This is a genomic window from Humisphaera borealis, from assembly GCF_015169395.1.
In the GTDB taxonomy this organism is placed as follows: domain Bacteria; phylum Planctomycetota; class Phycisphaerae; order Tepidisphaerales; family Tepidisphaeraceae; genus Humisphaera; species Humisphaera borealis.
The window spans coordinates 577,932-590,388 of record NZ_CP063458.1; the positions used below are offsets into that span (position 1 = coordinate 577,932).

Consider the following 12,457-nt stretch of genomic DNA (forward strand, 5'->3'; position numbering starts at 1 on the left):
GCCGGTTGCCGGTGACAAGAGCGTCGGTCGGCGATCGCCACGGGCAAGCGGGTACGCTTGCCCATGCCACCCGGAATCCGAACGACTGACGACTGACGGATTTTGCTTGTCTTTAGCGGCCGTGCACCTAACATATATAGAACAATATTCGGCGTCGCCTTGGGACGGGCGGCGTCCTTCCTCCATGCGCCGGTCGGCGGGTGTGATCTGTCGGCTTTAGCGTCTACTCCATGGAGACTGCTGTCCCTGGACGATCGGTGTCGGTCGGGCCGGGGTGGTGGTGTTGGTGCTTTGAGGAGACCGACAGGCTTGGACGCGAAAGAGACGACGTGGGCAGGCTGATCGATCACTTGGGTTCGTTCGGCGATGTTGTCTTGGGTTCGTTCGGCCACCAAGCCGCGGGCGCAGCGTACTCTCTGCGCCCCGGGTTTGCCGGTGTGGTCTCGGGTTCGTTCGGCAGGAGGGACATATGTCAGGGATTGACGACGGCTCTGTCAGTGACACGGGCTTCCAGCCCGTGCGTGCGACGTTGTGGTCGATCGGTGCTCCGAACGATGACCTCCGAGCTTCTATTACATCGTCATCACTGCCAACTATTTACTGGTTGATAGGAAAAGAGATGCAGAATGAACGGCTGCTTGAAGCATCACGCACCATGCACGGGCTGGAAGCCCGTGTCACTGACGGGGTCGCTCGGCGAGCGGTTCTCGGGTTCGTTTGGCGGGGTTGCGGTGGGTTCGATTGGCGCGGGGCGGGACATCGGACGGCGGGAGCATCGCCGGGGGTCTGCGGGGTGCGGTGGGGTGAACCCCACCCTACTTTCGCCTCGGGTTCGTTCGGCGGGGTTGCGCTGGGTTCGTTCGGCAATCTAAGCGTGGCGATCCGGTGTTCGATGTTTAGTTTTCGGTGTTCGTCTTCAGTCTTGGGTTCGTTCGGCGAGGTTGCGCGAACGCTCCGCTCCGCGTCGCGGCTAACCGTTCACGGGTGTCGTGGTCGATCTGATCGGGTGTCGTGGTCGCGCTGATCGAGGGTTGTCCGACCATGCTGGGTTCGTTTGGCGGGCTGGTTGTCAGGCGATGACGCCGAACTCGCGGCCTACCTTGGCGAACTTGTCGAGGGCGAAGCTCAGGTGTGACTCTTCGTGGGTCGCCATGTAGCTCGTCCGCAACAGGGCACGGCCCGGAGGAGTGGCGGGGCTGACGACGGCGTTGACGAAGACGCCTTCCTGGTGAAGCCGGGTCGCCATCGCGAACGCGGTGAAGTCTTCGCCGACGACGACGGGGATGACCGGGGTGTTGCTGTCGGCGGTGTCGAAGCCGAGGGCGCGGAAGCCGGCGAGCATGAACTGGGTGTTCTTCCAGAGCTTCTCGCGGCGCTCGGGCTCGGTCTTCATGATGTCGACGGCGATGCTGGCGGCGGCGACGTTGGCCGGGCTGGGGGCGGCGCTGAACATGTTGGTGCGGGCGCGGTGCTTGACGAAGTCCATCGTCTCGCGGTCGCCGCAGACGAAGCCGCCGACCGAGGCCATGCTCTTGGAGAACGTGCCCATGATCAGTTGGACGTCGTCATCGACACCGAAGTGGCGTGAGGTGCCGCGGCCGTCGCCGAGGACGCCGATGCCGTGGGCGTCGTCCACCATGACCGCAGCGCCGTAGTCTTTGCAGATGTCGACGATCTCGGGGAGGGGGCAGATGTCCCCTTCCATCGAGTAGACGCCGTCCACGACGACGAGCTTGCCGCCGCCCTTGCCGGCGTCGGAGGCTTCATCGGCCTGCATCATCCGGCGGAGGTCGGCGGGGGAGTTATGACGGAACTTGCGGATTTCACCGAGGCCGAGACGTGCGCCATCGATGATGCACGCGTGGTCCTGCTTGTCGAGGTAAACGATGTCGCGGCGGTCGAGCAGGCAGGAGATCGTGCCGAGGTTGACCTGGAAGCCGGTCGAGAAGGTGACGGCGGCCTGCTTGCCCATGAAGTCGGCGAGCTTTTCTTCGAGCTCTTCGTGGATCTTCATGGTGCCGTTGAGCAGCCGACTGCCGGCGCAGCCGGTGCCGTAGCGGCGGACGGCGTCGATGGCGGCTTCCTTGACGCGGGGATCGTTGGTGAGGCCGAGGTAGTTGTTCGACCCGAGCATCACCAGTTTCTTGCCGTCAATATAGACTTCGGGATCCTGGGCCGATTCGAGGGCGCGGAAGTAGGTCCAGACGCCGGCCGCCTTGATCTTGGCGGGAATGTCGTAGGCCTTGACCTTGTCGAACAGCGCGATGCCGGCGGGGCGGACGCGCGGCGCGGCGGCGGGCTGGCCGTTGGTCGCCTGACCATTAGTTGCCTGCCCGTTGCTGGCGTGGCCGTTGCCGTTGGCAGCATGGCCGTTGGTGGAGACAGGATGACCATTGCCCGAGACCAGGTGGCCGTTGCTGGAGGGGGAGGGAGTCAGGGACTCGGTCTTCGGGGTTGGGCTCTTCGTCATACGGGTCAAAACGACACCCCTTCCCGGATGGTGCCGAGGGTTCTGGTTTTACGTCCGGAAACAGGCTCAACCGGTTTCCTGCCGGTCAGAGTGCCGGCGTTTCATGGAGTCGATACCCTCGACCACCACCGTCTGGAATCAACCCGTTATCAGCGAGTTGAAGAACGCTCTTGCGTGTCCGAGCCGCCGTGTCGCGTGAGAAACACGGCATTCATGAAGGATTTATACAGTCCAAACGTTCGGCTGCAACCAACCGGCCCGCACGTAACATCGGCAGAGTGCGTGAATTCCCTCTTGCCAAGGCCGCATGTTATCAATGCCGAGGTCGTTCAACCACGGGTTGGCATCGCAGATCCAGTCGGCCTGGAGCATGTCGCGGGCCTTGTCGTGGTTGAACGGCCGAGCCCGGCGGGTCACCCATTGCCGGAGGGTTTCCCAGTAACCAGCGACCCGGAGCAAGGCTGCCGGGATGGGAACCTTCCAAGGGGGACTGGTTCGCAGGCTCGCGATATACGACACGAGCGACCCCATCGTTGCAACATCGTTTCCTGCAAATCCGTGACGGCCGGTCAGATCGGGACGGATCGCGGCGGCATACAGGATGCGGGCGAGGTCGGCGACGTCAATCAGTTGGACCCGGGCCCGGCCGCCGGCGACGATCGGGGCAAAGCCGCTCTGGATCGGTTTGAACAGCTCCAGGATGCCGGGATCGCCGGGGCCATAGACGACGGTCGGCCGGACGACGCACCAGGGTCCACGGAGGACCTGAGCGACGGCCTGCTCGCCCTGGAGCTTGGATTTGCCGTACCAGGAGACCGGGGCGGGAATATCGGTTTCGCGAACCGCGACGCCGCCTCGGGCGGGTCCGGCGGCGGCCTGCGACGACACGTGGACGAACATCGCCGACGGGCAGACCTCGGCCGCCGCCCGCGCGACGGCCTGGGCACCGTCGGCGTTAACGGCGAGGTACTCGCGGAAGGTTCGGGCCTTGACCAGGCCGGCGATGTGCACCACCGCGTCGCAGCCTTCCAGTGCCGCACGGTAGGACGCGGCATCCGCCAGGCCGCCGGCGACGGCAGTCGCGCCCTCGGGAAGGAGTCCGGGCTTGTCGGGTCGGCGGACGAGCGCCCGGACCTGCCAGCCGTTCTGGATGAACAGTCGCGCCGTGTGGCTGCCGACGAATCCGGTCGCGCCGGTGATGAAGACGGTTTTCAACTCGGTTCTCGTGGTGGCACCAGGCGGGCAGAACACCGGCGTCCGCAGGAACGGCCGCGAACGCTGCGACGGACTGCCGGCCCGGATGGAGCCGGTGCGGACCATGCCGGGTTCGGGATGGAAAGTCAAACCCAAAGAATTAGATCGGATTTCACGGAATCGGCGGTGTCCGATAATGTCCTTCGGGTTTTCGGTTTACTGTGCGTAAGTTTCGGTATGATCGGGGCGTCCGTCTGCGACGCCGTGAATGAGAACGGCGTCGTCACCAATCGGCCGGGAATAACATGTCGCCCGGTGCGTTGATGAAGTGACGGCTTTATTGAAGACCGACGATGGCAAAGAGTATCGCCCGCCAGTCGAAGACTTCGGCCGTCACCGCAAGCGCTCCTGCGTTGGAGTCCGCGGTGTCGGTTTCGCTTCCGATGACGGACGAAGCGTTGCTGCTGCGTGTGCGTGCCGGTGACCTGTCGGCCGGCGACGCGCTGGTGCGACGATACGCCCAGCCGCTGCTGCGATATCTGCAGCGGCTCGTGGGCGACGACCTGGCCGAAGAGCTGCACCAGCAGACCTGGATGAGCGTGCTGGACAATCTCGACAAGTTCGATCCGGCGCTGGCGTCGCAGTCGAACGAGTCGGGTGCACCGGCCGGCGGGTTCAAGGCCTGGCTTTTCCGGATCGCCACGAACAAGGCGAACGACCTGTGGCGGTCGCGGGGAAGAGAACGGGCGGCCAAGGACGGGCTTCGCCTGGTGAAGGATCAGACCACCCCGTGGGCCGGTGAAGAGGCCCAGGGAAAGGAAATGCAGCAGAAGTTGATCCATGCGATCAACAAGCTGCCTGAGAGTCAGCGGCAGGTGCTGGCGCTTCGGTACTACAGCAATATGAAGTTCATCGACATCGCCAAGCTGCTGGGCTGCCCGCTCAATACCGCGCTGGGCCGGGTCCACAAGGCGATGATCAAGCTACGGCAGTTGATGGACGAGTAGAACGCGCCAAGGAAACGAGATCCCGGACCTTAAGAAGTCCGGGCAGGACCCAGGAACCAACCGATCGCTCATGACCAAAACGTTTGAAGGACACTCACCTTGAGTTCATTGCGATCACAACTTCCCGATTCCGAAGCGCTGCTGCTGATGTATGCGGCCGACGAGCTTCCGCCGCGGGACCGTCAAACCGTGACAGAGCAGTTGCAGCAGGAAGCCGGCCTGCAGGCGCGGCTTGATGCGATCCTGGCCGATCTTGACCTGGTTGAGCAGCGTTTCGAGAGCGCTGACGCATTCGACGGCCTCAATGCGGAGCACGCGACCCGTCGTGCGGTCGATGCGATCCGGGGCTGGCAACTGGTGCGGCCGGCGGCGTCCGAGCCGGTCCGATCGCCGCTGGAGACGCATCGGCGATGGGGCTGGGCATCGGCGGTGGCGGCGGTCGTGGCACTGGGACTCGGTGTGGCGGCGCTGATCACGTATCTCAATCCACCGTCGGCGTCGCGGATGGTTCAGGTCGACGGGTTGCCCGATCTCAACGCCGAAGGCAACGAAAACGCGCTGGCGCTGCACGCCGCGACGTCGCTGGCGATGGGCCTGGAAGTAGAAGACGAGGCAGCCGTCAATGTGCCGATGCCGCCGACCTCGGACGAGGCGATCGTCAGCACCGAGCGGCCGTTCTTTGAGATCCCCCTGATCGCCGATGCCGACGACGGCAGCGCGCCCTGACCGCGTCCGGCGCTTGTCGTTGTATGTGGGGACGACCACCGATGCCGACACACAAACTTCAATCCCGCAACCTTAGACGACTGGCTCTGGTCGGCCTCTTCACCGCGGCGACGGCGTCGGCCACGCTGCTCGCCCAGCCGGGGCAGGAAGTGACGCGCCCCGGGCTGGGATCAGAACTGCCGGCCGGCAACGGGGAACCGCGCACCAAGCCGATTCGTCGCCCGGGCGAAGAGATCGTCATCACCCAGGAGGAGTGGACCGCGCTGGAGCAATTCATGCGGGCGAACTCTCCGAGCAAGTGGGAGATGTATCTGAGCCTGCCGGATAAGCCGCTCAAGCAGAATTTGCGAAAGCAGATTGCCCAGCGGTATCGCACGCTTCAGAAGGTGGAACGGAGCGACCCTGTCCGGTGGAAGCTCGAGATCGACGCGATCGCGATCGAGGACCGCATCTACTCCACGCTCCAGGAGCTTCGCTCGGGCAACAATCCCGAGGATCGCGAACGCCAGTTGCGGCTGGAGGTAGACCGCCTGATCTCGAACCGCGACCACTGGAAAAGAGAGCGGCTGCTTCGGGTCAAAGCCGAACTTGAATCGATGAAGGTCCCGGCTGCGTTGAAGCCGGTCGAAGAAGAACTCGACCGGCTCGAGCACCTGACACCCGAAGGGCGTGCCCCGCGGGTGGACAAGCGGATCGAGGAGTTCAAGAAACAGATGGCCAAGCCGCCCAAGGCGATCCTCGGCGGGCACAGTCCGGCTTCGGGGGTTCCGGTGGATGCGGGCAAGCCCTGAGGGCGTGACATTCGGGAACTGATGGGCGGAAGAAAAGCAGCGGACCCGCGCGATGCCGGGTCCGCTGCACTTACGAACGTGGAACGCACGGTGCGTTATCCGCAACAGGCTTCCTTGACGTCACAGCAGGACTTCGCGCTGCCGCAGCAGTCGACTGCCTCGGCCTTAACAGCCGGTTTGGCGGAGGGCGCGGGGCAGCAGCCGTCGGACTTCACGCAGCACCCGGCGTCAGGGGCGCAACAGCCAGAGGGCTTGGGACCGCCCGCGGCCGGCATGGCGGCAGCAATCAAACCCAGAACGGACAGCACGAGCGAAGCAAATAGCGATTTCATTTGTTAGTCCTTGTGAGAGGGATGCTGCGCATCGATAAGCCGCGTTCGCGGAACACCCGCGAGGCGGAGCGACAGATGCGACAAGCATCAGTGATGTAGGGATCTTGAACGGGATGGGCGGCACTTAGCCGGCTGAGATCGGAGGTGCTCGCGCCGCACAGTTGTGCCCGGCGTCGACCAGCCACGGTGCCAGAGGCAGGTCTGGGAAAACTGTGGCAAAGGCGACGACGCCTACGTGACGTGCGACGGCGGCGTACGGGGACAGCAACAATGGCAGAGTGACATGACTCGCACCCGATGTTTGCAGTGCCGGTGTCGCCTGTTGTGGAACGGGCCGCACGATACAGCAGTCGGGCAGAGGCGCTTGCTGTGACCCGAACGTGCGCTGCGCAAAGTCGCCTGGGATGGAGCTGAGAGTTCCCGCCTTGGGTGCCGGGGAGCAACACGAATGTTCGGAGTCTGCTGGACTTGAGGCGACCGAATGCAGCCGCGCCATAATCGGACAGTCCGGCACTCCGTCGCAAGCCATGGAAGGGCGCGGCGCGAACGACTGCGTGGGCATCACAACTGAAAGCACCAGCGCTATCAGCGTCGCGAAGTTGTAAACGTGCCTGAGCATTGTGGCCTTACCATCATATCCGCATGACGACGAATCTATTGCGTCTGGTTCAGAATTTCGTCCCGCGATGCATGATGTTGCGTCTATTGCGTGCGGCACGGGGGGTATCATCTCTCACGGTGAAATCGATCCTTCCGATCGCCGTCCTGATGGTTCCTTTGCTCCAAACCGCCGCGTCGGCCGAGCCACGGGTCGTCCGCGACATCACTTACGCGACCGTTGGCCAGCGCCAACTCGTGCTCGACCTTTACCTTCCCGAAGCCAAGGCCGCGCCGCTGATCGTCTGGGTTCATGGCGGGGCGTGGCGAGCGGGGTCGAAGGCCGACATGCCGCTGGGTGATCTCGTGAAGGCTGGCTATGGGGTGGCAAGCGTGGACTACAGGCTCTCGACCGACGCCGCGTTCCCGGCGCAAGTCCACGACATCAAGGCCGCTATCCGATTTTTACGGGCAAAGTCGAAGGACTACGGTTACGACGCCGACCAAATCGTGGTTGCCGGCAACTCGGCCGGCGGGCACCTGGCTGCACTCGTGGGTGTCAGTGGCGGGGTCAAGGAACTTGAGGGGGACGTGGGGGACCACAGGGAGCAGTCGTCGGCAGTCCGGGCCATCGTCAGTTACTACGGCATGTCGAATCTGACCACGATCCTGGACCAGTCCACGCCGCACGGCCTGAAGATGCGTGTGCCGGCCCTGCAACTGCTGCTCGGCGGCCAGCCGTCAGAGAAACCTGAACTCGCCAGGCTCGCCAGTCCGGTGTTTCACGTGGACGCGAATGACCCGCCGCTGTTGTTGCTGCATGGCGACCAGGACCCGCAGGCACCGATCAACCAGTCGATCGAACTGTGGGGAAAGTATGAAGCGGCGCATCTCCGCGTGAAGTTCCAGGCGATTGCGGGCGTCAAGCACGGCGGGAAGGAGTTCTTCGACGCCGACCGCACGAAGCTTGTGTTGGCGTTTCTGGCCGAATCGCTTGGGGCAGCGGCGGGGCGGTAGCAGTATCAGCCGCGGACCGCGCGACCAGGCATGGTGGCGACACCGGTAGCGACGCCACAGCGGGGACAGTATCGGGCCGACCTGGCCAGCGGCGTGGCGCAGCCGTCGGTCACGCAGCGTGATGTCGCCGGCGTGCGGCCTTCGCCGGGGCGATGGAACGTCGGTTTCGAGAAGATGATGTCGCGTACGCGAGCTGCGAGCGCCTTGTTCACCCGGCCGAAAGCCCGGCTACGCAGGCGGCAGTCGGTCGCGCCGGCGAACGCGAAGGGGATCGCCCAGAACCCGCTCAGCATCGCCAGGGCCGCACACGACAGCAGCCACGGCGACAGCCCGAACCCGATCGGCTCCAGCAGTACCGGGGCGTAGCCCTCGGCGATCGCGAGCTTGTTGAACTCGTCAAGGAATCGCCGGAGCGACCAGGCGTACAAGTGAACCTGCAGCAGATGAGCGGAGTAGGCGACCGTCAGGCCGAGGCTCCAAACGCCGAAGACGACGAACGATGTTTCGGCCGAGACGGAGATGTATCGCGGCCAGAGCGCGCCATAGGTGAGCCCGATGAACCATGACCCGAGGTCATGACCCGGCGTAACCTGTGTGATGCCCCAAGCGACGGCACCGACAGCAGCGACGATGCCCACCATCGCGACCGTCAACAATGACGGATAGAAACGCACCCGGTACGCCGCAGCAAGCAATCGGCGTTCTTCGGTTTCCTTGGTACGAGACTCGCCCCACCGGGCCAGTTCGAGTAGTGCACGGCGGTTGGCATCGGCCGAGCGACGGAATCGAGCCGACCATCGCAATGCCGGAGCCACGCCGAGCGAGAAGATCGCGAGAACAACGGACGTCAGGAAGTTGGGCTTGGACGCAACCGAGCGCACCGAATCCAGTGCCGCCAGTGCGATAGAGGCGCGGACCGGTCGTACCGCCGCAGCGGACGACGGGACGATCCGGACCGGCGTTTCCGGCCGGACCAAACCGGGTCGATCAGAAATTGTCAGTTGGCCTGTGGTCACGGTTGGCTCTGGACTCACGCTTGCTGATTGTCAGACAACCCTCCGGTCGGCTGGATAGCCCTGATCCGGTTCGGATCAGAATAGCGATTCCAGGACATTGCGGTTCTACGCACTTCCGTCGGATGTCGTTGGGCGAGGGCATTCATTCCCATTCCGCAGCGCCGACAGAACTTTGCTGTTGTGTGATTTTCGGCGTGGCAGCGTGATCGTGGGCAACGCAAAGACGCCGCTTGCGAACGCATTGACAGACGCGGGTCCGGCATGCCCAGCAAGCCTGCGATGCCACGGCTGATCAATCGGACGACTTTGACCAGAACAATGCTGCCAAAGATCAGCATCGTCAGCGCGATCACGCCGATGACGAGAAGGACGAGAAAGAAGATTCCACCGAAACTCATCGCGACCATTTTGCACCATTCTAGCAACGGGTCAGTCTACGGACGCGTGTAAAGGGCAGGCCTGTTTGTAACAGTTTCACCGGCATCGGCGGTAACGTGCTTGCTTCACGGCGTTTACATCCAGACGCCGCGCCGAGACTGGTTATTCTGTCACCTGATGCCGGCTTCCATCGTCAGCGTCTGACCGCAGAAGATGCAGTGGTGGTCGGTCGGATCGGGGTAAGCCCCGCACTGGGGACATCGGCGTACGTTCTCCACCATCTGAACGCCGCAATGCATGCAGAACTGGTCGTTGGCATCGACCGCGCCTCGACACTGGGGGCAGGTGGTGCGTTTGCCGGTCATGGGTGGCGGGGCAACAACCCTGCCGGTGGGGAGTGGGGGAACGCCCGCCTTAGGCTTCATGCCGCCCGGGATCGGCGGAGCGCTCGTCAGCGCCTGGATCATCTCTTCAGCGCTGGCGAAACGCTTATCCAGTCGCGCGTAAGACCGGCGGAACACCTCGTCGAGGTGCTTGGGGCTCTGGCGGTTCAAGTCGCTGGGAACGTCCGTTCCGGCTGGCTTCTCGCCGGTCAGCATCTCGTACAGCACGACGCCACAGGCGAACAGATCGGCGCGGCCGTCGACGGCAGCGCCCTGCCGCTGCTCAGGAGCCATGTATTCGAGCGTGCCGGCGATCTCGCGAGCGTGGTCGCCGCTCGACGATTGCGACAGCGCAATCGATTCGGCCCGCATCGCGGTCGACTTGCCCAGCCCGAAATCGGTCACCTTCACGACCCCTTCGGTGTTGAACCCGTCCTTGAACGCCCGCTCGTGAACGAGGATGTTCTCGGGCTTGATGTCGCGGTGAACGACGTTGTTCTTGTGCGCGTAGGAGAGCCCGGCCAGCACCTGCTTCATCACCGCGATGGCGTCGGTCGGGGTCAGCTTCTTGTTGACGATCAGCGGGCGCAGGCTGGTTCCCGGCACATACTCCATCACCAGGTAGGGCGTCTCGGCGTAGGGGTCAAAACCCATCGCGCGGACGATGTTCGTGTGCTGGAGACCGTGGATCGCCGTCCCCTCTCGCTGAAGATCGCGGACGTAGTTGGGATCGGTCGGGATCTTGACCGCCACGAGCTGGTCGTGCCAGACGTGGTGGTTGGCTTTCCAGACTTCACCGAACGCGCCGGAAGCGATTCGCTCCTGGAGCACGTGCTCCCCGACACGTTGATTGGCATTAGGCATCTGTCATCTCCCGCTACACTGAACTGCACGTACCGACTCTGGAACTCACGCACCCATCAAGTGCAACGCACCTTCAACTCCAACGCATCCAGCATTCGACGACCCGGCGAGTCCCGTCCCAAATCCAGGCCAGCCACTCACCGATCGTCCCCAGCGTTCTGCGGATCGGGCCGGGTTCGTAGACGGCCCGCCATCCGGTCATCGGGCGATCCAACGCGGGTGCGTCCGGCGGTCGCACCGGCGTTCGGGTGCTTCGGACTGTCACGCTCCTCCGAACCGCTCGGCGATCCAGTCGCAGATCAGGATATTATAGACCAACGCCAGCATGACCGCGGCCGCGAAGAAGATCCACGCCGTCGCGCCGCTGATGCCCCAGTCGAACAGCCAGGCGAGCAGAACGGCTTCGACGGCGGTGTAGAAAACGACGAGCGCCGCCCCGGCAAGGTTGTTCTCGAACTTCGCGACCCAGGTGGTGAGGAAGAAGGTCGCCCACGGAGCCGCGCCGACGAGCGCGAACCAGCCCAGCGATTTCCCGGTGCCGCCGAGCCAGGCGCTGCGGACCTCGGGGTCCATGCGCCAAAGGGCGATTGCGGCAGCGATGACAATCACGCTGACGAGCCCGCCGACGATCTTTCCGCCAACTGTCTTGAGGAAGTCCATCCGGGCGGCAAGTTTACCGCATCCGCCGAAGGATTCGCTTATAAACGGACGCGAAAACCAGACATCGACGTAAGCGTCTTAAAGAGAGGGCCTTACAGCGATTCGCCGGCGCCTTGATCGAGCCCGCTCCACGCCCGGGAATCGGAGCGGTCCGGAATTAAAAGGAGGTCTTCGGATCGGTCGTTTTAGTTGCTTGCTCAACCGTTGTATTGCAGTTGATTCCCCGCCCCTCCCGGGCGACGATGCCGGGCATGTACCGACCCGGCCGAGTCAAACGTTTCGATTTCCCGCCGGGGAAGGTCGTCGCCGGCAAGTACCAGATTGAGCGCGAGCTCGGTAGCGGCTGGGAGGGGGAAGTCTATTCCATCGTCGAACGCACGACCGGCATCCGCCGGGCCGCCAAGTTTTACTATCCGCACCGCGATCCCACGGGAAAAGCGGCGATCACCTACGCCCGCAAGCTCGACGCGCTGCGCCACTGTCCGATCCTGATGCAGTATCACCACCAGGAGGTGGCGTACTTCAAAAAGAAGAAGATCACGGTGGTCATCAGCGAGCTCGTCGAAGGGCTCAAGCTCAGCGAGTTTCTGCAACAGCAACCGGGCGGACGGCTCAGCGCGTTCGAAGCGCTACATGTATTGCATACGCTCACCCGGGGTATCGCCCCGATTCACGCCCGCGGCGAGTACCACGGCGACATCCACGAACACAACATCATGATCCGCCGGCAGGGGATCGACTTCGAAGTCAAACTGCTCGACTTCTTCGACCTCGGCCGCCCGGGCAAGGACAAGATTCGTAAGGATGTCCTGAACCTTGTCGAAGTGCTGCACACCATCGTCGGCGGCCGCGAGCACTACGCGACCCAGCCGAAGGTCATCAAGGCGATCGTTCGCGGGCTGAAGGACACGCTGATTCTCCAGCGATTCCAGAGCGCCGGGGACATCCAGCGGCATCTCGAGAATCTCGACTGGGAATGAGCCGTCGAGGGGGCTGCGGGCCCGGGGTGGCCTTCGCCTACA

Annotated in this window: 12 protein-coding genes; 5 read left to right on the forward strand and 7 right to left on the reverse strand. The window is 63.6% G+C overall.

What is annotated here, in order from left to right; genetic code table 11:
- Positions 1 to 1,069: 1,069 nt before the first annotated feature.
- Together IPV69_RS02265 and IPV69_RS02270 are read right to left on the reverse strand one after the other, a co-directional pair.
- Entirely contained in the window at positions 1,070 to 2,479 is a 1,410-nt protein-coding gene (locus tag IPV69_RS02265; RefSeq protein ID WP_206293292.1) for an aminotransferase class I/II-fold pyridoxal phosphate-dependent enzyme, read from the reverse strand.
- A gap of 213 nt (positions 2,480 to 2,692) precedes the next feature.
- Positions 2,693 to 3,814, reverse strand: coding sequence for an NAD-dependent epimerase/dehydratase family protein (locus IPV69_RS02270; RefSeq protein ID WP_206293293.1), 1,122 nt, complete (start codon positions 3,812 to 3,814; stop codon positions 2,693 to 2,695).
- 203 nt (positions 3,815 to 4,017) lie between these two features.
- On the opposite strand from IPV69_RS02270, the gene IPV69_RS02275 reads away from it, so the two are divergent.
- The 3 genes from IPV69_RS02275 to IPV69_RS02285 all read left to right on the forward strand — a co-directional run bounded on the left by IPV69_RS02275 (position 4,018) and on the right by IPV69_RS02285 (position 6,188).
- Complete coding sequence (locus IPV69_RS02275; RefSeq protein ID WP_206293294.1) at positions 4,018 to 4,671, forward strand: RNA polymerase sigma factor; 654 nt, start codon at positions 4,018 to 4,020, stop codon at positions 4,669 to 4,671.
- Between the two features lie 108 nt (positions 4,672 to 4,779).
- The gene (locus tag IPV69_RS02280; RefSeq protein WP_206293295.1) at positions 4,780 to 5,397 is read left to right on the forward strand and encodes a hypothetical protein; all 618 of its coding nucleotides are present in this window, start codon (positions 4,780 to 4,782) and stop codon (positions 5,395 to 5,397) included.
- 41 nt (positions 5,398 to 5,438) lie between these two features.
- Positions 5,439 to 6,188: a hypothetical protein gene (locus IPV69_RS02285; RefSeq protein ID WP_206293296.1), complete on the forward strand. Its 750-nt coding sequence runs from the start codon at positions 5,439 to 5,441 to the stop codon at positions 6,186 to 6,188.
- A gap of 95 nt (positions 6,189 to 6,283) precedes the next feature.
- Here IPV69_RS02285 and IPV69_RS02290 read toward each other — a convergent pair whose 3' ends face one another.
- On the reverse strand, positions 6,284 to 6,520 hold the full coding sequence (locus IPV69_RS02290) for a hypothetical protein (RefSeq protein ID WP_206293297.1): 237 nt from the start codon (positions 6,518 to 6,520) through the stop codon (positions 6,284 to 6,286).
- Between the two features lie 738 nt (positions 6,521 to 7,258).
- Here IPV69_RS02290 and IPV69_RS02295 point away from each other — a divergent pair.
- Complete coding sequence (locus IPV69_RS02295) at positions 7,259 to 8,134, forward strand: alpha/beta hydrolase (RefSeq protein ID WP_206293298.1); 876 nt, start codon at positions 7,259 to 7,261, stop codon at positions 8,132 to 8,134.
- A gap of 5 nt (positions 8,135 to 8,139) precedes the next feature.
- Here the strand turns inward: IPV69_RS02295 and IPV69_RS02300 are convergent, their stop codons facing one another.
- From IPV69_RS02300 to IPV69_RS02315, 4 genes are all read right to left on the reverse strand, one after another.
- A complete protein-coding gene (locus IPV69_RS02300; RefSeq protein WP_206293299.1) occupies positions 8,140 to 9,150 on the reverse strand; it encodes a hypothetical protein in 1,011 nt (336 codons plus the stop codon).
- Positions 9,151 to 9,164: 14 nt separating this feature from the next.
- On the reverse strand, positions 9,165 to 9,557 hold the full coding sequence (locus IPV69_RS02305) for a zinc ribbon domain-containing protein (protein ID WP_206293300.1): 393 nt from the start codon (positions 9,555 to 9,557) through the stop codon (positions 9,165 to 9,167).
- A 141-nt stretch (positions 9,558 to 9,698) separates the two neighbouring features.
- Positions 9,699 to 10,775, reverse strand: coding sequence for a serine/threonine-protein kinase (locus tag IPV69_RS02310; RefSeq protein WP_206293301.1), 1,077 nt, complete (start codon positions 10,773 to 10,775; stop codon positions 9,699 to 9,701).
- 261 nt (positions 10,776 to 11,036) lie between these two features.
- On the reverse strand, positions 11,037 to 11,435 hold the full coding sequence (locus tag IPV69_RS02315) for a hypothetical protein (RefSeq protein ID WP_206293302.1): 399 nt from the start codon (positions 11,433 to 11,435) through the stop codon (positions 11,037 to 11,039).
- Positions 11,436 to 11,686: 251 nt separating this feature from the next.
- On the opposite strand from IPV69_RS02315, the gene IPV69_RS02320 reads away from it, so the two are divergent.
- On the forward strand, positions 11,687 to 12,415 hold the full coding sequence (locus IPV69_RS02320; protein WP_206293303.1) for a protein kinase domain-containing protein: 729 nt from the start codon (positions 11,687 to 11,689) through the stop codon (positions 12,413 to 12,415).
- Positions 12,416 to 12,457: the final 42 nt, after the last annotated feature.